The 20,475-nt window shown below is 34.9% G+C and carries 22 protein-coding genes; 15 read left to right on the forward strand and 7 right to left on the reverse strand.

What is annotated here, in order from left to right:
- Positions 1–79 precede the first annotated feature (79 nt).
- The 10 genes from H3T56_RS07695 (at position 80) to asd (ending at position 9,724) form a co-directional block, all read left to right on the forward strand.
- Positions 80–802, forward strand: a complete 723-nt coding sequence (locus tag H3T56_RS07695; RefSeq protein ID WP_133052190.1) for a GntR family transcriptional regulator — start codon at positions 80–82, stop codon at positions 800–802.
- Positions 799–1,482, forward strand: a complete 684-nt coding sequence (locus tag H3T56_RS07700) for a GntR family transcriptional regulator (RefSeq protein WP_034903862.1) — start codon at positions 799–801, stop codon at positions 1,480–1,482. Before H3T56_RS07695 ends, H3T56_RS07700 begins: the two co-directional genes overlap by 4 nt.
- Positions 1,483–1,496: 14 nt before the next feature.
- Positions 1,497–1,964: a PTS sugar transporter subunit IIB gene (locus tag H3T56_RS07705; RefSeq protein WP_065579086.1), complete on the forward strand. Its 468-nt coding sequence runs from the start codon at positions 1,497–1,499 to the stop codon at positions 1,962–1,964.
- A 17-nt stretch (positions 1,965–1,981) separates the two neighbouring features.
- On the forward strand, positions 1,982–2,815 hold the full coding sequence (locus H3T56_RS07710) for a PTS sugar transporter subunit IIC (protein WP_034903231.1): 834 nt from the start codon (positions 1,982–1,984) through the stop codon (positions 2,813–2,815).
- The gene (locus H3T56_RS07715; protein WP_034903235.1) at positions 2,796–3,617 is read left to right on the forward strand and encodes a PTS system mannose/fructose/sorbose family transporter subunit IID; all 822 of its coding nucleotides are present in this window, start codon (positions 2,796–2,798) and stop codon (positions 3,615–3,617) included. The genes H3T56_RS07710 and H3T56_RS07715 overlap by 20 nt, the downstream gene beginning before the upstream one ends.
- Before the next feature lie 16 nt (positions 3,618–3,633).
- Positions 3,634–4,713 (forward strand): SIS domain-containing protein, encoded by a 1,080-nt coding sequence (locus H3T56_RS07720; protein WP_034903238.1) that lies wholly within the window; start codon positions 3,634–3,636, stop codon positions 4,711–4,713.
- Positions 4,714–4,715: 2 nt separating this feature from the next.
- A complete protein-coding gene (locus H3T56_RS07725) occupies positions 4,716–5,714 on the forward strand; it encodes an SIS domain-containing protein (RefSeq protein WP_065613650.1) in 999 nt (332 codons plus the stop codon).
- A gap of 17 nt (positions 5,715–5,731) precedes the next feature.
- On the forward strand, positions 5,732–6,163 hold the full coding sequence (locus H3T56_RS07730; RefSeq protein ID WP_086357098.1) for a PTS sugar transporter subunit IIA: 432 nt from the start codon (positions 5,732–5,734) through the stop codon (positions 6,161–6,163).
- Positions 6,164–6,378: 215 nt separating this feature from the next.
- Positions 6,379–8,442, forward strand: coding sequence for a prolyl oligopeptidase family serine peptidase (locus H3T56_RS07735; protein ID WP_198192449.1), 2,064 nt, complete (start codon positions 6,379–6,381; stop codon positions 8,440–8,442).
- Between the two features lie 178 nt (positions 8,443–8,620).
- A complete protein-coding gene (gene asd, locus H3T56_RS07740) occupies positions 8,621–9,724 on the forward strand; it encodes an aspartate-semialdehyde dehydrogenase (protein ID WP_065579092.1) in 1,104 nt (367 codons plus the stop codon).
- Positions 9,725–9,780: 56 nt separating this feature from the next.
- On the opposite strand, the gene H3T56_RS07745 is transcribed toward asd, so the two are convergent.
- From H3T56_RS07745 to nagB, 3 genes are read right to left on the reverse strand one after another with little or no spacing between them, the layout of a single operon-like run.
- The gene (locus H3T56_RS07745; RefSeq protein WP_086353963.1) at positions 9,781–11,004 is read right to left on the reverse strand and encodes an ROK family protein; all 1,224 of its coding nucleotides are present in this window, start codon (positions 11,002–11,004) and stop codon (positions 9,781–9,783) included.
- A gap of 36 nt (positions 11,005–11,040) precedes the next feature.
- Entirely contained in the window at positions 11,041–12,183 is a 1,143-nt protein-coding gene (gene nagA, locus H3T56_RS07750) for an N-acetylglucosamine-6-phosphate deacetylase (protein WP_034903256.1), read from the reverse strand.
- A gap of 11 nt (positions 12,184–12,194) precedes the next feature.
- On the reverse strand, positions 12,195–13,001 hold the full coding sequence (gene nagB, locus H3T56_RS07755; RefSeq protein ID WP_065579093.1) for a glucosamine-6-phosphate deaminase: 807 nt from the start codon (positions 12,999–13,001) through the stop codon (positions 12,195–12,197).
- A 246-nt stretch (positions 13,002–13,247) separates the two neighbouring features.
- On the opposite strand from nagB, the gene nagE reads away from it, so the two are divergent.
- Positions 13,248–14,753, forward strand: coding sequence for an N-acetylglucosamine-specific PTS transporter subunit IIBC (gene nagE, locus H3T56_RS07760; protein ID WP_198192451.1), 1,506 nt, complete (start codon positions 13,248–13,250; stop codon positions 14,751–14,753).
- 172 nt (positions 14,754–14,925) lie between these two features.
- Here nagE and tusC read toward each other — a convergent pair whose 3' ends face one another.
- From tusC to fkpA, 3 genes are read right to left on the reverse strand one after another with little or no spacing between them, the layout of a single operon-like run.
- Positions 14,926–15,279 carry a sulfurtransferase complex subunit TusC gene (tusC, locus tag H3T56_RS07765; RefSeq protein ID WP_065613665.1) on the reverse strand — a complete coding sequence of 118 codons (354 nt, stop codon included), beginning with the start codon at positions 15,277–15,279 and terminating at the stop codon, positions 14,926–14,928.
- Positions 15,280–15,294: 15 nt separating this feature from the next.
- Entirely contained in the window at positions 15,295–15,660 is a 366-nt protein-coding gene (tusD, locus tag H3T56_RS07770; RefSeq protein WP_065613667.1) for a sulfurtransferase complex subunit TusD, read from the reverse strand.
- Positions 15,661–15,664: 4 nt separating this feature from the next.
- Entirely contained in the window at positions 15,665–16,585 is a 921-nt protein-coding gene (fkpA, locus tag H3T56_RS07775) for an FKBP-type peptidyl-prolyl cis-trans isomerase (RefSeq protein ID WP_065579097.1), read from the reverse strand.
- Positions 16,586–16,816: 231 nt separating this feature from the next.
- Between fkpA and fabZ the strand changes: the two genes are divergently transcribed.
- Genes fabZ through rnhB form a run of 4 tightly spaced genes read left to right on the forward strand, consistent with a single transcriptional unit; the run spans position 16,817 to position 19,822 of the window.
- The gene (fabZ, locus tag H3T56_RS07780) at positions 16,817–17,263 is read left to right on the forward strand and encodes a 3-hydroxyacyl-ACP dehydratase FabZ (RefSeq protein ID WP_034903732.1); all 447 of its coding nucleotides are present in this window, start codon (positions 16,817–16,819) and stop codon (positions 17,261–17,263) included.
- Positions 17,264–17,304: 41 nt separating this feature from the next.
- Entirely contained in the window at positions 17,305–18,084 is a 780-nt protein-coding gene (lpxA, locus tag H3T56_RS07785) for an acyl-ACP--UDP-N-acetylglucosamine O-acyltransferase (protein WP_034903735.1), read from the forward strand.
- Complete coding sequence (gene lpxB, locus H3T56_RS07790) at positions 18,084–19,238, forward strand: lipid-A-disaccharide synthase (protein WP_198192452.1); 1,155 nt, start codon at positions 18,084–18,086, stop codon at positions 19,236–19,238. Before lpxA ends, lpxB begins: the two co-directional genes overlap by 1 nt.
- Positions 19,229–19,822, forward strand: coding sequence for a ribonuclease HII (gene rnhB / locus H3T56_RS07795; RefSeq protein WP_065613672.1), 594 nt, complete (start codon positions 19,229–19,231; stop codon positions 19,820–19,822). The genes lpxB and rnhB overlap by 10 nt, the downstream gene beginning before the upstream one ends.
- On the opposite strand, the gene H3T56_RS07800 is transcribed toward rnhB, so the two are convergent.
- The gene (locus tag H3T56_RS07800; protein ID WP_370545539.1) at positions 19,819–20,418 is read right to left on the reverse strand and encodes a YiiX family permuted papain-like enzyme; all 600 of its coding nucleotides are present in this window, start codon (positions 20,416–20,418) and stop codon (positions 19,819–19,821) included. The two genes, rnhB and H3T56_RS07800, sit on opposite strands and share 4 nt — an antisense overlap.
- Between the last annotated feature and the right edge of the window lie 57 nt (positions 20,419–20,475).

A 20,475-nucleotide genomic window follows, 5' to 3' on the forward strand; every position in this document is an offset into this window, starting at 1 on the left:
TTGTTTATTTTTTAACAATGTTTACGTTATATTAACGTATATCTATTTTATAAAAAAGTCCATCAATGGAGTGTGTTTTTTGGAATATCGTGAAATAGCTTCAAAAACTTATGTTGAAGAACAGATTAAAGCTAATCCGACTATTGTCAGTAAGAAATTGACAGAACGAGCACTAGCAGAACATTTTGGTGTAAGTCGTACAACAATAAGAAACGCTTTAAATGATTTAGCTATGGAAGGTTATGTATTCCAAAACGATACTGATGTGGAACCGAATAAAATTTTTGAAATTAATATGTTAAAAATGTCTTCTTTCAGTGAAGAAGTTAAAAAAGAAGACGATATTGACCTTAATATTAAAGTACTTACCAATCAAATTATTAATATGCCAGCTGAATTGAGATCTTTTTTTGGTACAAATGAAAAATTGATTAGAATTGTTCGGCAAAGGATATTAAACAAAACTCCGCTTTCCTACGAAGTAACATATTTACCATCTAATAGATTTAAAGGCTTAGAACAAGTGGATTTAAATAATGTTTCTCTTTATCAATTTTTGAAAGAGAATTATCCATTCAAGCCAAGTCACGGTCGTGAAGAAATTACTTATGAGTCAGCAACCGAAGATAAAGCCAAATATTTAGAGGTTATTGAAGGAACACCCATTTATAAAGTATCGAGTAATAGCTTTGATATTAACTTTCAACCATTTGAACATACCGAGCAATATCTATCAGGAAAACGATTTAAATATCATCTATCGGCGAAAAATATCTTCAATTATGGAGAAAAACAATTATGAAATTGTTTGAAAAAATTGCCGATCATTTAATGGGGCAGATCAACTCGGGTCAATATGGTGTGGGTGCGGAGCTCCCCCCAGAAGTTCAATTACAAAAAGATTTTGATGTCAGTCGTACTACTGTTCGTAAAGCCATTGACCTATTAGTAGAAAAAAATTTGGTTGTACGAAAAAAAGGGGTTGGTTTATTTGTTGCACCAATGCTGTCTACCCAAAATATTCTTGAGATGACTGGTATTATTAAACCGGGCACTTATCAACATCATAAAAAAATTCTTAAAGAGAATTATTTAAGAAAAGCTGGCCCTTACTATAGCCAATTATTAAAGATAAAACCGTCAGCACTAATTTATTATATTAGTTTTTTAGAAGTTGCTAAAACTAGTGTAGTAAAAGAGATTTTTCTTTTACCCCTTCACTATTTTCCTGATTTTCAAGTTTCAATAATAAAAGTGCTATCAGCGCTTGAAATTACTAATTCGGGTAAGAAAAAAGTCGATAAATTAGAACAAGATTTACAGCTAATTGTTGCCAATGCTGAATTGGCTAAGCAATTACGCTGCCAAATTGATGAACCATTATTTAAAGTGTCTAATCACTATTTTGATATAAATAGCGAACCGATTGCTATTGAATACAAATTCGCTAGTAATACCAAATATGTGGTGGATTTCACCTAGGAGGAAGAAAACCAATGATTAAATTGTTACGTGTCGATCACCGCTTATTGCATGGTCAGGTTGTTGTTTCATGGTTCGATAATGTTGGAGCTAATACTATTTTAGTTGCCAACGATGCTGTTGCTAATGATGAATTTCGTAAATCAGCGATTCGATTAGCTAAACCTGAAAATTCCAAACTAGTCATGAAGTCAATTGATGACAGTATTGGTGCTATTAATTCTGGTGTAACAGATAAATATCAGATGTTAATTGTGGTGGAATCGGTAGAAGATGCAGAAAAACTCATCCGCGGAACTCAGGGACAAATAACTAGTCTTAATTTAGGAGGAACTAAACCTCGTGAAGGAACCAAAAATTATTCTAAAACAATTAATTTGACAGAGTTAGAAGCAGACTTATTAGCTGGATTACAACAAGATGGTGTTGAAGTGTATATACAACAGATCCCAAGTGAATCTAAGCAAAAATTTGAAAAATAGACAAAAAGGAATACAAAATGAGTATTGTTATTACAGCAATTATTTTGGCCTTGATTGCTATGTTAGCCAATGGTGAATACTTTTTAGGTTCATCTATGTTATCAAGACCTTTAGTTACTTGTACCTTAGCTGGGCTAGTAATGGGGGATGTTACACAAGGAATTATTATCGGTGCGACATTAGAGTTGGCGTTTGTTGGTTCTTTTTCTATTGGTGCATCTATCCCTCCAGAAATTATTTCAGGTAGTGTATTAGGAACCGCGTTTGCGATTGGTGCCGGTAAAAGTACGGCAGTTGCCTTAACTTTAGGGATTCCAATTGCTTCTTTGGTTTTAGTGGTTAAAAACTTATGTTTCTTGTTCATTTTACCTTACTTTGTGCATAAAGCAGATAAGTATGCTAGTGAAGGTAATGGTAAAGGCGTTGATCGCATGAATATTTTCGGCGGTTTCTTTTCTATCAACCTACCAATTGGCTTAGTCGTTGGTTTTTCTTACTTATTTGGAAGTGAAGCAATAAAAGGCTTACTTGATGTGATCCCTGAGTTTGTCATTAACGGTTTAGGAATTGCAACAGGCTTATTACCTGCATTTGGTTTTGCTATGTTAATGAAGATTATGATCAAAAAAACCAATGCAACATTCTTTATTCTTGGTTTTGCTGTAGCAGTATATATGAAAGTACCTGTCACTGGTGTTGCCGTTTTTGGCGCTTGTATGGCGTTAATTCTTACCGGTTACTCTTCATTTACCGGCAAAAAACTTACCACCTCAGACAATCAAGAAGTTAATAATCAATCAGGCAATGCTTTAGTAGGACAGGAGATCAATTATGAAGATGAAGAATTCTAATTTAATTACTAAAAAGGATTTAATGCGAACATTTTGGCGCTCTTTCACTGCTGAGTGGTCATGGAACTATGAACGACAAATGAATCTAGGTTATTCTTTTGCGATTCGTCCTGCTTTAGAAAAAATTTATAGCCAAAAACCAGAACAATTAACTACTGCTTATCAAAGACATTTAGAATTTTATAATGTTACGCCATGGTTAATTACTTTCCCATTAGGTATTTCTATTGCTATGGAAGAGCAAAATGCCGTAAATGAAAATTTTGATGAAAGTTCAATAAATGACGTCAAAATTGCATTAATGGGACCACTAAGTGGTTTGGGAGATTCATTCTTCTGGGGAACATTACGGGTTATTGCAACAGGTATTGGTACTTCACTGGCGATGCAAGGTAATATCTTAGGGCCACTACTATTTTTATTAATTTTCAATATTCCAGCCATTATTGCTCGTTATTTTGGTCTATTTATTGGTTATAACATTGGTGCATCTTTTATTGAAAAAGTACAAAAAACTGGCTTGATGGATAAATTGTCTTATGGCGCATCTATCTTGGGGCTCTCGGTGGTAGGGGCCATGGTGGCGACGATGGTGACATTAAATATGCCACTAACCATTGGCTCAGGCTCTGATGCTACGTCATTACAGGATATTTTCGATGGTATTGTTCCGCAAATATTGCCGTTATTATTTACTTTATTTATCTTTTTATTAGACAGAAAAGGACTAAAAGCACATTGGATCTTATTAATGATTGCAGGTATTGGTGTCTTTGGTGCTTGGAGTGGATTACTAGGTTAATAAAAAGGAAGATGTAATGAAAAGTATTGCTGATTATGTAGCATTAGAACCTGAATACTATCAAAGTATTTTAGACAATTATCAAACATTGTTTGTTGATACTATTGATTCAAGTAAAGTTAAACAATTTAACTCAATTGTTATCTTTGCTACAGGTTCAAGTTCTAACGCAGCTTATGGAGCGAGACCTTTAATGAGTAAAATCTTAAAGGTTCCCGTTTATATTGAAGATCCTTCAATCGCTGCTAATTATTTACATTACAGCGATCCTAATACCCTCTATTTTGCTATTTCACAAGGGGGTGAAAGCTATTCAACGATTCATTTAGTTGAAGAGTTTATCAAGAATAATCAAATTATCTATACGCTTACCAGCAATCCTGATAGTCCATTATATAAAATTAGTAATAATGTGTTATCTATGGGCATTCCTATTGAGGAAATGCCTTATGTCAGTGCTGGTTATAGCGTTACGATTCTTGATTTGATAATTATTGCTTTAGTCATTGCACAAAAAAATGGCAGCATGGATGATCAACAATTTGCTAGTTATTTCGATCAACTTAGAAAAGTTGCAGGTTTGCTACCTAAAGTTATTGAACAATCGCAAGCTTGGGTAAATCAATATCAACACAAATTTTATCATTCTCAACGAGTCATATTTATTGGCTACGGTGCAACCTATGGTATTGCTCGAGAAGGTGAAACAAAGTTTACCGAAACTATACGTAATAGTGCTTTTGGTAAAGAGCTCGAAGAGTATATGCATGGCCCATATTTAGGTTTACATGAGAATGATAATATCGTTTTTCTTGAACCACATGGCGTGTTATCTAACCGTGCTGAATTGTTAAAAGTATTTTTAACTAAACATGTTAAAAATATTTCTACGATTTACGCCAATAACAGTAGCAACGTTAAACAAGACGATTTGTGTCTTAATATTGATATAGATGAATTGTACGCATCACTATTTATGACAATACCGATTCATCTATTAAGTTACCAAGTTTCACGATTAAAAGGTCATAACCTTGAAAAATCAACCTATCCAGAATTTGATGAAATAACTAGCTCGAAAATTAAGAGGATTTAAAAATGAGAAAATATGACGAAAAGAAAGAATTAGACAGCATGAATGGTGCATTAGCATTAAGACCACAAATCAATGAATTTATTGATAAAATCCACGCGCGTGGTTATAGCAACGTTTGTTGGTTAGGTATTGGTGGTACTTATGCATCATCAATGCAAGCAGTTGTACATATGAAAGAAAAAACAGCGATTGAGACCTTTGTGCAACACGCTGCTGAATATTTAGTAACTGGCAACAAACGTATCACTAAAGATACGCTTATCATTATTTCATCAGTAACTGGTACGACACAAGAAGTGGTTGCTGCTATTGAAAAAATTCAAAAAGAAGTTGGTTCAACTGTATTTGCTTTCATGGATAAAGCTGATACTCCATTAGGAAATATGGCTGATCATGTAGTTGTTTATCCAATGAATGAACAATTAAAATTCTTTATGACTGCTGATCGTTTAATGTTTTTAGCTGGAGAATTTCCTGATTATGACGAGTTCTACCAACAAATGGATCAACATTTTGCTAAAAATATTGTTGCCGTTGCGAAAAAAGCAGATAAATTTGGTCAAGAAGTTGCTGAAAAACATCATAATGATCCAATGCACTATTTTGTTGGCGCGGGTAATCAATGGGGAGCAACTTATTCTCATGCTATGTGTTATTGGGAAGAACAACATTGGTTACGTTCAAAATCAATTGAGTCAGCGGAATTTTTCCATGGTACATTAGAAGTTATTGATCGTGATACTGCGGTAACCGTTTATGTCGGTGAAGATACTCAACGCCCATTAAGTGAAAGAGTCGCTAAATTCTTACCGCAAATTTGTGGTAATTATACTATTATTGATACCAAAGATTATGAATTACCAGGTATATCAGAAAAATATCGTGGAAATCTTTCACCATTTGTTTTCCGTGCTATCAATAATCGTATCGATGCTTATGTTGAACATTTAAATCGTCATCCAATGTCAATCCGTCGTTATTATCGTTGTTTAGATTACTAAAATAGGAACTTAAATCGATGATTTCTGTATTAGTCAGTACACATGGTTCAACAGCGAAAAGCTTAATTGAAACGACTGAAATGATTTGTGGTAAACAATCTCAGTGTGAAGCGGTTTCGTTTGCAATGGGGCAATCAACAGATGATTTTCAACAACAACTGCAAAAAAAGCTAGAAGAGTTACAACATTTTGGCTCAGAAATTGTCTGTTTTGTTGATTTAAAAGGTGGCACACCATTTAATACTTTAGTTAGATTGATGGCTGATTTTCCTACTATAGAAATAGTCACTGGTGTAAATGTTCCTATGTTGTTAGAAACCTTTATGCAACGCACTGACGCAAATCTAGTAACATTGTTACCAGATATTATACAAGCCGGAACTCAAGGGATTGAGCGGTATAATATGGCAGCAATGGCAGTAGATGAACCAAGTGATGAAGATTTCTAAAATTGACAACGCACAAAACTAAAATAAGCCCGATAATTCGGGCTTTGTTTTATCAAAAACTAATTATCTAAATTGCAATAATAATCTATATTTTAGACGAAGAGTAAGCCAAAACGAATGAATAATAATCATTTGATACATTAAGATATAAATGATAGAACTAGATAATTATTCTAGTTTTATTTTTTATAGAGCATGATAAAAGGAAATCAATAATGTTCTGGTTAAAAAAAATTTTTTTTATCATTATTGTCTTTTTATCATTAGTAAACTGCATTAGTTGTGTATCGAATAATTCTTATTCCTCAGTTGACAGTTATGGTTGGATGGAAACAGAAAAGGATCTAACTAATAATTGGTTATTATCTGAATCAAATCGTTCAATGAAAATTCTTGAAAAACTCGATTTGTTCTCATCGATTGAAAAACGATTCAGTGAATTAACAGATTATGGAACTGAACCAATAATTCATAATATTAGACTAAAGGGTGATAATACTTTTTACTTGAAACGAACAAATAAGCATCCTTATAACCGTTTGTTTGTTAAAGATCGATTCGGCAAAGAAAGATTATTAGTCGACCCACCAGTTGGTTATATATATAATTTGTACCCTTCAAATGAAGGTAAGTATGTTGCTTATGCTATTTCTGAAAATGATTCTGAAATTTCATCAATCAAAGTGATTAATGTAAAAACTAGAGCACATCTAGCCGATAGCTTATCCGGCATAACTGCTTCAAATATAGTATGGGCGAGTGATAATTTATCTTTTTTCTATCATCGTAATAATTTTGCTAATTCTAATAATCGAAAGTTAGGAACAGAAGAACTCTATCTTCATCGTTTAGGCTCCAATAGTGACAAGGATTCGGCTATTTTTGGCAAAGCCAATATCGAGGATTATCAAGCTAATACTGACCAAAATATCAATTTATCTTTATCTGCTAGTTGGGCCGTTGCTTCAGTGGAATCTTCAATATCCGGTGATACCATAGATTTGTATTTAACCGACTCTAACTCTCTTTATCTGGAAAACAAACATTGGAAAAAGATCATCGATAGAAAACAAAATGTAGAGGATTTTTTTGTACGAGATAATTGGCTTTATTTGGCTAAATATAATAACTTTTCAGGTTATACCATTTCTCGACTAAACCTTAATCATATCCATTCTCCAGAAGAAAAAATAATTGAATGGAAAAAAGGCGAATTGGATCTGTTTACAGTCAGTAAAGATGCTATTTATCTTGCTTATTATGACTCTGGAAAGTATAAATTTGTGACTATTCCTTTTGCTGATCTGCATAACATCAAAATGATTCCTGTTAGTGATGGTAATGAGGTAACGGCTATTTTTTCTAGTTCAGATCATAAAGAGATTTTATTTACCCAACAAAATTGGAATATACCACCAAAAATATGGCAATATGACCCTGATAGTCAGTTAATTGAAGATTCTAAAATAATAAAGACTGATGCATCACTATTTGCAGATTATGAATCAGAGCAAAAATGGGTTAAATCCAATGATGGCGAACTTATTCCTCTTACACTTATTCATCGAAAAGGAATTAAACTTGATGGCAATAATCCAACTTGGTTAACGGCTTATGGCGCTTATGGCGAAAATAGTTATCCTAATTATTATGATACCACTCGTTTAATTTGGCTTGAGAAAGGTGGTATTATTGCCATTGCCCATATTCGTGGTGGTGGTGAGTTAGGGCCTAAATGGCATTATGATGGAAAGGGAAAAAATAAGATAAATTCAGTCAATGATTTTATTAAATGCGCAAAATATCTTATTGATCATCGTTACACCAATTCATCCAAGCTAGTCATAAGTGGCGCCAGTGCAGGTGGTATTGTAATTGGCTCTGCATTAGCCAGACATCCAGAACTTTTTGCCGCCGCATCAATTACCTCAGGTATGTTGAATATGAGCCGCTTAGATCAAATACCAATTGGTAGTGTGAATTTTGCGGAATTTGGTTCGCCTTTCAATAAACAGGAATTTAAAAATCTGCAAACTATCGATGCTTATCTTAATCTACGTGAAGGTGTTAACTACCCACCTGTGATGCTTTCAGTTGGCTTACAAGATGCACGTGTATCTCCTTGGCAGAGTGCCAAATTTGCAGCCCGACTCGGTGAGATAAATCGTTCTCAAAATGAAAACGTCTTTATTATAGCTAACCAAGAAGATGGCCATTTTATTAATTATTTTATCGATATGATGGTGTTTTTTATGTGGAAAACAAATATTAGTGACTAGTTTATGATGTACTAGTTTTTGTGTCACCTTCAGTTTTGTCGATAAAATTATATATAACACCACGTTATCATATCCGCGACTACAAAAATAATTCTTATCTGACTTGTTTTATGGTGATTTTTTGCTTTAATAGTAAATGAATATTTCTTTATATAACATCTACTTTTGGAAATAAAATATGAAAAATGTTGGTTTTGTCGGTTGGCGAGGAATGGTGGGCTCTGTTCTTATGCAACGTATGGTTGAAGAACATGATTTTGATTATATCAATCCTGTTTTCTTTTCTACTTCTCAAGCTGGTCAAGCAGCTCCTTCGTTTGGTGGAAAAACAGGAATATTACAAAGCGCCGATGATATTGATGCTTTAAAAGCATTAGATATTATTGTTACCTGCCAAGGTGGTGATTATACCTCTGAAATTTATGCAAAATTGCGTGCAACCGGTTGGCAAGGCTATTGGATTGATGCTGCGTCAACTTTACGTATGGAAGATGATGCAATTATTGTTCTTGATCCAGTGAATAAAGCTAACATTCAATCAGCTTTAGATAGAGGCATTAAAACTTTTGTTGGAGGTAACTGTACAGTAAGTTTAATGTTGATGTCACTTGGTGGATTATTTGCTGAAAACTTAATCGATTGGGTTTCTGTGTCAACTTATCAAGCTGCTTCTGGTGGTGGTGCACGTCATATGCGTGAATTACTTACTCAAATGGGAATGTTAAACGCTGAAGTTGCTAAACAACTCCAAGATCCTAACTCTTCTATTTTAGATATTGAACGCAAAGTGACACAAAAAATGCGTGATGGTAGTTTACCAACTGATAATTTTGGTGTGCCTTTAGCGGGCAGTTTAATTCCTTGGATTGATAAAGCTCTTGATAACGGTCAAAGTCGTGAAGAGTGGAAAGGCCAAGCGGAAACCAATAAAATTCTAGGAACGAGTCAGATTATCCCTGTTGATGGACTTTGTGTACGAGTTGGGGCATTACGTTGCCATAGTCAATCGTTCACGATTAAATTGAAGAAAGATATCAGCATTCCTGAGATTGAAAAACTACTTGCTGCTCATAATGATTGGGTTAAAGTTGTACCAAATGATCGTGAACTTTCTATGCGAGAACTGACTCCAGCTGCGGTTACAGGTACTTTAAGTACGCCTGTTGGACGGTTACGTAAATTGAATATGGGTAAAGAGTATCTATCAGCCTTTACAGTTGGCGATCAGTTATTATGGGGTGCTGCTGAACCATTACGAAGAATGCTACGCATCTTAGCTTAATGATGAATAACAAAAGCCCTATTTATGGGCTTTTATTTTTATTGTAAAGCAATTTATTAGATCGTTTCTAACAAGGTCATTAACAGCGAACCGTTAAATAATGCTTGTTGTACTAAGGCAAATGCACCAATTGCTGAACGGTCATTAAGTGTTGAACAATTGATAGTTAGATTGTTTCTTAACTCTTCTAAACTTTGAGCATTTAACGCACTAGTTACTGCATTTAATAATACATCGGGTGATTTTGTTAATTCGCCAGCTAATACAATCCGTTGTGGGTTAAAAATATTCACCATTATCGCGACAGCTCTACCCAGATTTTCACCGGCATCTTTAACTAACTTAAGTGCTAACTCATCTCCTTGATTGGCATATTTGCAAATATTGCTGATATTCATGTTATCTAAACTTAATTTAGTCGGATAACCTTGCTCTATCATCTGTTTTGCTCGTGCCTCGATGGCCTTGTGAACTACACGATTTTCTAAACAGCCAAAATTTCCACAATGGCAACGTTCACCTAATGCATCAATTTGGATGTGTCCAACTTCACAAGCTGTTTGGTTATGGTTAGTAAGTAATTGTTGATTAATAATTACTCCTGAACCAACACCACGATGTACACGAATTAAAATTGAATCATCAACATCTTGAGTTGAACCGAAATAGCTCTCAGCTAATGCCAAACTTTGAATATCATTACCAATAAAAATCGAAACATTAAACTGATCACGTAATACATCCGCTAAAGGCCATGCCTTAACTTGAATATGTGGCGTATAACGAATAATTCCGCGAACTGAGTCAATTAAGCCCGGTAGTACTACTGAGATGGCAACAAGGTGTTTAACTTTTTTATTATTTTTTTCGATGAACTGTTTAATTAGTGCAATTAAATATTCTTGTGCTAACTGTTCGGTAAAAGTAGTCAATGGATAAACTTCAGATATTAAGCAATTGGCTCCTAGATCATAAAGTTCAATTGTGACATGTGAACGACTCAACTGAATAGCAATTGTCTGGTAATAGCTAAATTTTGCTTGTATTGAAACCGCAGGTCTGCCCCCTGTTGATTGTTGGGCATCAACTTCTTTGATCATATTTTTTTTAAGAAGTTGGCGAGTTATTTTGGTGATACTAGCGGGTGCTAATTGACTAATTTCGGCGAGTTGAATACGTGAAATGGGCGCTTGCTGAACAATCAAACGATAAATCATTGCATAATTTAATTGCTTGATTAGTTCAGCATTGCCGACTAGATGTAGGTAATTAAAGGTCATATTTTATCTCAATATTTTCATTAACTATCCGACATTCTAACGGCTCATCTCTCCATTAACAATAGTTTTCACATTTGAAAAGTCACGATTAAAAATAACTAAGTTGGCAATTTTGCTTTCACTAATTGTACCTAGTTGTTTATCTACACCAATCGCTTTGGCTGGGTAGAGTGTTGCCATTCTTAATGCTTCATCTAAAGCAATACCAACATACTCTACTGCATTTTTTACTGCTTCAATCATGGTTAATGCTGATCCACCTAGCGTGCCATTTTCATCAACACAACGGCCATCTTTATAATAGATAGTTTTGTCAGCAAATACTCCTGAAGTTAAATTAGAACCAGCTAATAACATCGCATCAGTAATCAAAATTAAATGATCTTGTTTAATTTTGTGGCTATTACGGATATTCGCCCAACTTACATGCTGGCCATCAGCAATGATACCGACATACACTTCTGGTTCATCATAAATTGCGCCAACAACACCCGGTTCGCGACCAGTAATATAAGGCATAGCATTAAATAGATGCGTACCTAGGCGGATACCAGCATTGAAACCACGACGGCAATCATCATAGTGGCCGTTAGAATGTCCAACTGAAACATGAATTCCGGCATCGCATAATTGTTTAATATGTTTAGCATCAACTTTTTCTGGGGCTAGAGTAATAATTTTAATTACATCGGCGTTTGCACAAAGAAAGTCGATCATCTCCTGTGAAGGTTGACGAATATAATTTATATTATGAATACCTTTCTTCTCAGGATTAATATAAGGTCCTTCAAGATGTAAACCTAATGCTTGGTTAGGGTGCTTAGCTAAATATTCACGCATCACGTTTACTGCTTTAATCATAAATTCGTCAGTTGAGGTGATTAAGGTTGGTAAATAGCTAGTACAACCATACACAAGGTTAGTTGCTTGCATAGCTTCTAAGGTTTCAATACTTAGTGCATCAAGTGTTTCATTAAATTGCACACCACCACAGCCATTGACTTGGATATCAATCAAGCCTGGTGCAACATTAGCACCTTGTAAATCTTTAATGGTGATGTCGGCTGGTAATTGTTCTTGTTTACAAATTTTTGCAATTTTATCACCGTCAATAATAACAGCGTGATTATCAAGAATTTCATAACCAGTGTAAATACGGCAATTGGTTAATGCGTACATTGAGTTATCCTTTATAAAATGGTTACTTGAAGATTATCTGCTTCCATTTGTTTAAAATATTTTAGTGTTTTTACTTTAAGATCATCAGTGCTTGTCTCATCACAAACAATAATTGATTTTGGATGCATTTGTAATGCGGAAACAGTCCATAAATGGTTAACACTTCCTTCTACCGCTGCTTGCAATGCCAAACTTTTGTTGTGTCCACAAACTAATAAAATTACCTCTTCGGCATCCATTAATGTTGCAACACCAATGGTTAATGCATGTTTTGGCACTTGTTTGATATCATTATCAAAAAAGCGTGAATTGGCAATAATGGTATCTTCAGTTAAGGTTTTGATACGAGTTCGTGAACAAAGTGAAGAACCTGGCTCATTAAATGCAATATGTCCATCTTGGCCTACCCCACCAAGGAAAATATTAATTTTGCCGTAGGATTTGATTTTTTCTTCATATTCTTGGCATTCTTGTTCTATATCAGCTGCATTGCCATTTAATATATGGATGTTGTTTTTATCAATATCAATATGGTTGAAGAAATTTTCATACATAAAAGTGTGATAACTTTGTGGATGATCTTCAGGAATACCGACATACTCGTCCATATTAAATGTCACGACATGTTTAAAACTTACTTTACCCGCTTGGTACTGTTTAATTAGTTGTTGATACATTACTAATGGTGAACTTCCCGTTGGTAAACCTAGTAAAAAAGGACGATCTGCAGTTGGATTAAATTGATTAATTTTGTTTACGATGCGCTGAGCAACCCACGCGCCAACTTCTTGCGCATTTTTTAAAGGAATAAGTCTCATAAAATATAATCTCTTCTGATATAATGAAATAAATCTTTTTTTTTAAAGTAAAATATGTTGTAGTTATTTTACTATATTAAACTAATTAAGCAAAAAAAAAGCGTGATATAAATCACAAAAAGCAAACATTTAATTTGCGAAGTAAAATAATATAATGTCAAATATATTTGACTTACTTCTTTTACTTAACGATGTGAGATTTTATTATTTTTAAGTAACTCCCTAATGATAATATGAGGCAAAACTATGGGAATTTTAGCTTATTTACAACGAATTGGGCGCTCTTTAATGGTGCCCGTGGCAGTATTACCTGCTGCAGCAATACTTTTAGGTATTGGTTATTGGATTGATTCAGATGGTTGGGGTGCCAACAATATTGCTGCGGCATTTTTGATTAAATCCGGCAGTGCTATTATCGATAATATGCCAATTCTTTTCGCAATCGGTGTTGCGTATGGTATGTCTAAAGATAAAGATGGCGCAGCAGCATTATCTGGATTGGTAGGCTTTTTAATCATTACTACACTATTATCACCAAATACTATTGCCCTATTTGAAGGTGTTGATACCAGTGTAAAAGGTTGGGAGGCACAGATATCCCCCTCTTTTTTCAAGATAAATAACCAATTTATCGGTATTTTAGTTGGGATTATGTCTGCTGAACTATATAACCGCTTTAGTTCTGTTGAACTACATAAAACATTAGCTTTTTTCAGTGGTAAGCGTTTGGTCCCAATCATTGTATCTATTGTGATGTTACTTGTTTCTGTAGTGCTATATTTTATTTGGCCTATGGTCTTTAGCGCATTAGTATCTTTTGGTGAATGGATTAAGAATTTAGGTTCAGTAGGTGCAGGTATTTATGGCTTCTTTAACCGTTTATTAATTCCTGTTGGTCTACACCATGCTTTAAACTCAGTATTTTGGTTTGACGTTGCTGGTGTTAATGATATTCCTAACTTCTTAGGCGGACAAGGTTCTATTGAATCTGGTAAAGCGATTGCAGGTATAACTGGTCGTTATCAAGCAGGTTTCTTCCCTATTATGATGTTTGGTTTACCTGGTGCTGCACTGGCAATTTATCATACTGCTAAAAAAGGTAATAAAGATAAAACAGCTTCAATCATGTTAGCGGCATCTTTTGCGGCCTTCTTTACTGGTATTACTGAACCATTAGAGTTTGCGTTTATGTTTGTTGCGCCTGTGTTATATGTAATCCATGCTGTTTTAACGGGGATCTCTCTATTTATTGCTGCAACAATGCAATGGATATCTGGATTTGCATTCAGTGCAGGTCTAATCGATATGTTGTTACAATCTCGTAACCCATTAGCTGTACATTGGTATATGTTAATTCTACAAGGTATCGTATTCTTCTTTGTTTACTATATCGTATTCCGCTTTGTAATTGTGAAATTCAATCTTAAAACGCCGGGTCGTGAAGATGATGTTGCTAATGCAACTGAAATTAGTGAAGAAACATCAGCACAAGAAAAAGCACCAGTTGGTGGTGATTTATCTAAACTTGCTGAACAATATATAGTAGTTATTGGTGGTAAAGAAAACTTAACTAATATTGATTCATGTATTACTCGTTTACGTTTGAATGTTCATGATACCGATCTAATTGATGAACAAGCAGCTAAAGCACTAGGTGCAATGGCAGTTATAAAATTAGGTAAAACAGGCGTACAAATCGTAGTTGGTCAACAAGCTGAAAAGATTGCAGATCAAATGAAAAAACTTGTTTAATCGAAATTTTATCTAACAAATTTTAGTAAAATTATCCCTGTGACTTAATCAGTAATGATAAAAGTCATGGGGATTTTTATATTGTTTTAAAAACGATTGATCTATTTTTTAGTAACTAACATCTTGATAAGATTATATAAAAATTTTGAGGAAACGGTTTTTTTAGCAGGCTTTAGAAGCGTAAAATCACATCTTGATTGGCTAATAGTTGAGTTAACTGATTCTTATCAATTACTTGGTTTGCAATATTGAGGGGAGTCTGGCTTAATTTACGTTCATCTAATGATGCTTTACAGACATAAACATCTTCAATGTCATAAAGTTCCAACATATTAAAAGTGGCAATGTAATCACGCATTAATATCAACTCTGGATGTTGATTAGCTAATAGATGAAATACACCATCGCCGATAAAAAAGACAGATATATGATTGAATGTTGAAAGGGCTAAAGCGGTATCTAATGCTTCTCGACCTTTGGCAGTGCTATGTGGTGCTGAGCTAATAATGATTGCTACTTTTTTCATGTTATCTGCCTATATTTAAAATTGTAGAACTCGATCTGAACTTGCTACTGCTTCACTCAACTCGCCAAGACCGGTTAGTTCAAAATATTCGGCAAGATTATTTTCACTGATACCACGTCTTTGCGCGGCTGCTACGCAAACAGTCAGTTTTAACGAATACTGTTTTGCTAAGCGTTGCCAAGCTTTGACTAGATCAAATTCATCATTGGCTGGATCACTATAACAATTAGCATTATAAACGCCGTCAGCATAGAAAAATATGTTAGCAATTGAATGGTTACTATTTGCAAGCAGTGTTTGAGCAAATTGATAGGCACAATAAGCAGATTGGGTCCCATAAGCGGGACCCATAATAACCAATGTATAACTTAATGGTTTCATCAAATTAGTTAGCTGCTGGTTGATTTTGCTCTTGCGTTTGTTCTGGCTCAGTTGATGATGCTGGATTATTTTCCTTATCATCATCAATACCAAGTAGTTCAACTTCAAAAACTAGCGTTGATGCTGGTGTAATACTTGCTTTGTCACCTTGACTCGGGAAGCTTTGGTCACCATATCCTAATTCAGGTGGCACAACTAATTTAATTTTACCACCAACACCAACTAATTGGATCCCTTCTGTCCAACCTTTAATTACTCCATTAAGCGGGAAAGTTGCAGGTTCGTTACGATCATAAGAACTATCAAATGTACGGCCATCTGTTAATGTACCAACATAATGAACAATAACGGTATCTTCTGCTGACGGATGACGACCGGTTCCTTCATTAAGAATTTTATACATTAAACCAGATTTAGTTTTAATTACACCTTCTTGCTTAGCAAAATCCTCGCGATATTTTTCACCAGCAGCAGTATTTTCAGTTTTTTGTTTTTCAAAACGAGCTTGGCTTTCTTCTTGAATTCGTTTACCAAATGCATCTAATACATTTTTAACTTCATCTTGGCTAAGTTGTGAGGCACCACGCATGGTTTCATTAAAGCCACTGATTAGGTATTCTTGATCGGCAGTTACTTCATTTTGTTCTAAATTTGATTTCATATAGTTAGCAAATGAAGAACCTAATGCGTAAGCTTCTTTTTGCGCATCAGTTGATATTGTCACTTTATCCGCTGAGTTTTGCGCAGTCGTTGCTTCAGTTTTACTTTCTGTCGCATTGGTATTAGCATTTTCAGTGCTATTTGCCGGTGCAGTGGTTGTTGTTGCTGGTGCTTTGTTTTCTTCAGTGGTTTTTTTGTCATCACAGCCAGCCAATGCTAATACGATAGCACTACTTACTAATGTCATTTTTATAAATGATTTCATTCTACTCTCCAAGTTAAATATCTTTTTAGCTAAATATTGAACATATTATATATGATCTAATATAGTATAAAATAGTATTTACATATCATTTAGATAATTTATTGCATTTATTTGATTTTTTAGTCATTAGGAATTTTAAAATTTGTGGCTTAAATCACTCCTTGAGTGAAAGTGGTATCCTCAGTTATAATACAAATAATTTATAGCAAATAATGTATAAGGATAGCTATTTTGACTACCGAACTTAATACCCTTGATATTGAAGAAATTATTAGTTTACTTCCACACCGTTATCCGTTTTTGATGGTTGATCGTGTACTTAGTTATGAGAAAGGTAAAACATTAAAAGCCATTAAAAATGTAACTGTAAATGAACCATTCTTCCAAGGTCACTTCCCGAATAAACCTATTTTCCCAGGCGTTTTAATTTTAGAAGCGATGGCGCAAGCAACTGGAATTTTAGCCTTTAAAAGTATTGAAGAATTGTCACCAGGACAACTTTATTATTTTGCTTCAATAGATAAAGCTCGTTTTAAACGACCAGTGGTGCCAGGTGATCAAATTATGCTTGATGTTGAATATATTAAAGAGCGTCGAGGCATTGCATTGTTCCATGGTGTTGCAACTGTCGATGGCAAATTAGTTTGCGAAGCTGAAATGATGTGTGCTCGTAAATAATAATGATTTTTGAAATATCCCAAAAGTATTAAGGAATTGCTATGGCAACGGAAATACACCCAAGTTCAGTAATAGAAAAGGGGGCAAAGATTGGTGATAATGTCAAAATCGGGCCTTTTTGTTATATTGGTGAAAATGTTGAAATAGGTGATGGTACCTTTTTAAAATCACATGTTGTCGTTAATGGACACACCAAAATTGGTCAAAATAATCAAATTTATCAATTTGCTTCAATTGGTGAAGTTAACCAAGATCTGAAATATCGTGGTGAACCAACTCGCACCGAAATTGGTGATCGCAATATGATTCGTGAAAGTGTGACGATTCATCGTGGCACAGTTCAAGGTGGTGAGTTAACCCGTATTGGTAGTGATAATTTATTGATGATTAATGCCCATGTTGCGCATGATTGTATCATTGGTGATCGTTGTATTTTGGCTAATAATGCCACGCTCGGTGGTCATGTTCAGTTAGATGATCATGTGATTATTGGCGGTATGACCGCAGTACACCAATTTTGTGTAATCGGTTCTCACGTTATGGTTGGCGGTTGTTCTGGCGTTGCTCAAGATGTACCTCCTTATGTTATTGCTCAAGGAAATCACGCAACACCACATGGCGTCAATTATGAAGGCTTGAAACGTCGTGGCTTCAGTAAAGAAGCACTACAAGCCATCCGTAACACGTACAAAATTCTATATCGAAATGGATTAACGCTTGACGATGCAAAAGTTGAAATTGCAATGCTAGCTAAACAGTATCCAGAAGTACAGCTGTTTAACGACTTTTTTGCTCGTTCAACCCGAGGCATTATCCGTTAATGACAGATAAGCAGTTAACTATTGCTCTGGTCGCTGGTGAAACATCTGGCGATATTCTTGGTGCCGGTTTAATTCGCACTCTTAAAAAACACCATCCTAATATTAAATTTGTCGGTATTGCTGGTCCACTAATGCAAGCTGAAGGTTGCCAAGCTTGGTATGAAATGGATGAGCTATCAGTGATGGGGATTGTTGAGGTATTAGGTCGGCTACGGCGTATTTTAGCTATTCGTCGTGATATTACTAAACGTTTGATTGATCTCAAACCCGATGTTTTTATTGGTATTGATGCGCCGGATTTTAATCTCTCGTTAGAAGGTAAACTTAAGCAAGCTGGTATTAAAACGATTCATTATGTCAGTCCTTCTGTTTGGGCTTGGAAGCAAAAGCGGGTGTTTAAGATTAAACGCAATACAAATTTAATTTTAGCTTTTCTGCCTTTCGAGAAAGCCTTTTATGATAAATTTGATGTACCTTGTCGATTTATTGGTCATAAAATGGCTGATGATATTCCCCTCGAACCCAATCAAACAGCTATGCGTCAACAGTTAGGTATTCCTGTTGATTGCCAATGCTTAGCCTTATTGCCTGGCAGTCGCCATGCCGAAGTGACATTATTATCTGAGCCTTTTTTAAAAGCAGCGCAATTGTTACGTGATAAATTCCCTGATTTACATATTGTAGTTCCATTAGTGAATAGCAAAAGAAGAGCAGAATTTGAACAAATAAAGGCAGAGATTGCACCAGAGCTTAAGCTGCAATTATTAGATGGTCATGCTCGGGAAGCGATGATTGCCAGTAATGCTGCAATTTTAGCTTCAGGGACGGTGGCACTTCAGTGTATGCTGGCTAAATGCCCAATGGTTGTTGGCTATAAAATGAAAGCTTTCACCTTTTGGTTGGCAAAAAAACTTATCAAAACCCCTTATGTTTCTCTACCTAATATTCTAGCGGGTAAAGAAATCGTCCCTGAATTATTACAGCACGACTGTACACCAGAAAATATCGCTAATCATGTTTTACCTTTTTTAGAAAGTGACAACACCGAACTAAAAGCAACATTTTTAGCTTTACATAAACAAATTCGCTGTAATGCTGATGAACAAGCTGCCCAGGCGGTATTAGATGTATTAGAGGATTCCCCTTGTTATTAGAGTTTACTTACCCTGATGCGACATTAATTGCCGGTGTTGATGAAGTTGGTCGCGGACCACTTTGTGGCGATGTCGTAACTGCTGCGGTGATTTTAGATCCGAATAAACCGATTGAGGGATTAACTGATTCTAAAAAATTATCAGAAAAAAAACGTGAAGCACTCTTTGATATTATTAAACAAAATGCATTAGCATGGTGTGTCGCTAGAGCATCGGTTGATGAAATTGATGAACTCAATATCCTACATGCTACCATGCTGGCAATGCAACGAGCCGTGTCTGGCTTAAACATTAAACCAAATTATGTGTTAGTTGACGGTAATCGGTGCCCTAATTTTGGTATTCGAACCCAAGCAGTGGTTAAAGGTGATCTGTTAGTGGCTGAAATTAGTGCTGCATCGATCTTAGCCAAAGTGACCCGTGATCGTGAAATGGTTGAGCTTGATAAGTTATACCCTCAATATGGTTTAGCTAAACATAAAGGCTATCCAACCAAAGATCATTTAAACGCCATTGAACAACATGGCGTGAATCATCTATATCGTAAAAGCTTTGCACCAATAAAAAGATTATTACTAATTTAATCCCGCTTATCAACAGTGATAAGTAGTGCTGAATTAAATATCGCAACCGGTGATATCACCGTTTCTTGATATGGAATGTTATTACCATAACGTTCTTTTAGTTTTTGTTTAACCGCTGGCGATGATAAATTAAAATCTTTAATTGTTTGTAATTGACCAATTTTTAATTTAAGCGCTCGATTATAAATTTTCCACACTAATTCTGAACAATAAATATATTTGTCATCCCAACCAAACCAAATATCGTAAGGTTTGTTTTCAAATTTATGGGCAACTTGTTTTAAACTGGTAATTTCTTGCTGAGATAAAGAATGATTTTTTAACCGTTTAATCACATATGTTTTATTTTTACCACGATTTATCCATTTATCTAACGGGGTATAAATAACTTTACTTGCTGCTTCAAAAACATAAGGTTTGCCATTTTTAATAAAAATGATTCCTACATGACTATAAGGTGAATTTGTTGCTTGCTCAATGGCTTTACTTTGATTTGATTGAGAAGATTGGAAAATGACATCGCCATCATGTGGCTGATAATTTGCTATAGCTGTGTAACTAGCGAAAAGTAAACTAAAAATGAAAATAAAACGCATCATCTATTATCTAAAAATTGTAATTATGATAATAGTATAAGCGAAAACAGCTACTTA

Origin of the sequence: Gilliamella sp. W8123 (genome assembly GCF_016101085.1) — a bacterium.
In the GTDB taxonomy this organism is placed as follows: Bacteria; Pseudomonadota; Gammaproteobacteria; order Enterobacterales; family Orbaceae; genus Gilliamella; species Gilliamella apis.

Excerpts from the sequence above, each read along its gene's own strand:
- asd (WP_065579092.1), top strand. The coding sequence starts at position 8,621 with ATGAAAAATGTTGGTTTTGTCGGTTGGCGAGGAATGGTGGGCTCTGTT.
- tusC (WP_065613665.1), bottom strand. The coding sequence starts at position 15,279 with ATGAAAAAAGTAGCAATCATTATTAGCTCAGCACCACATAGCACTGCC.
- nagB (WP_065579093.1), bottom strand. The coding sequence starts at position 13,001 with ATGAGACTTATTCCTTTAAAAAATGCGCAAGAAGTTGGCGCGTGGGTT.
- H3T56_RS07735 (WP_198192449.1), top strand. The coding sequence starts at position 6,379 with ATGTTCTGGTTAAAAAAAATTTTTTTTATCATTATTGTCTTTTTATCA.
- H3T56_RS07700 (WP_034903862.1), top strand. The coding sequence starts at position 799 with ATGAAATTGTTTGAAAAAATTGCCGATCATTTAATGGGGCAGATCAAC.
- H3T56_RS07745 (WP_086353963.1), bottom strand. The coding sequence starts at position 11,004 with ATGACCTTTAATTACCTACATCTAGTCGGCAATGCTGAACTAATCAAG.
- H3T56_RS07720 (WP_034903238.1), top strand. The coding sequence starts at position 3,634 with ATGAAAAGTATTGCTGATTATGTAGCATTAGAACCTGAATACTATCAA.
- fkpA (WP_065579097.1), bottom strand. The coding sequence starts at position 16,585 with ATGAAATCATTTATAAAAATGACATTAGTAAGTAGTGCTATCGTATTA.
- nagA (WP_034903256.1), bottom strand. The coding sequence starts at position 12,183 with ATGTACGCATTAACCAATTGCCGTATTTACACTGGTTATGAAATTCTT.
- H3T56_RS07715 (WP_034903235.1), top strand. The coding sequence starts at position 2,796 with ATGAAGATGAAGAATTCTAATTTAATTACTAAAAAGGATTTAATGCGA.
- H3T56_RS07800 (WP_370545539.1), bottom strand. The coding sequence starts at position 20,418 with ATGCGTTTTATTTTCATTTTTAGTTTACTTTTCGCTAGTTACACAGCT.
- H3T56_RS07725 (WP_065613650.1), top strand. The coding sequence starts at position 4,716 with ATGAGAAAATATGACGAAAAGAAAGAATTAGACAGCATGAATGGTGCA.
- nagE (WP_198192451.1), top strand. The coding sequence starts at position 13,248 with ATGGGAATTTTAGCTTATTTACAACGAATTGGGCGCTCTTTAATGGTG.
- lpxB (WP_198192452.1), top strand. The coding sequence starts at position 18,084 with ATGACAGATAAGCAGTTAACTATTGCTCTGGTCGCTGGTGAAACATCT.
- tusD (WP_065613667.1), bottom strand. The coding sequence starts at position 15,660 with ATGAAACCATTAAGTTATACATTGGTTATTATGGGTCCCGCTTATGGG.
- lpxA (WP_034903735.1), top strand. The coding sequence starts at position 17,305 with ATGGCAACGGAAATACACCCAAGTTCAGTAATAGAAAAGGGGGCAAAG.
- H3T56_RS07730 (WP_086357098.1), top strand. The coding sequence starts at position 5,732 with ATGATTTCTGTATTAGTCAGTACACATGGTTCAACAGCGAAAAGCTTA.
- H3T56_RS07705 (WP_065579086.1), top strand. The coding sequence starts at position 1,497 with ATGATTAAATTGTTACGTGTCGATCACCGCTTATTGCATGGTCAGGTT.
- H3T56_RS07710 (WP_034903231.1), top strand. The coding sequence starts at position 1,982 with ATGAGTATTGTTATTACAGCAATTATTTTGGCCTTGATTGCTATGTTA.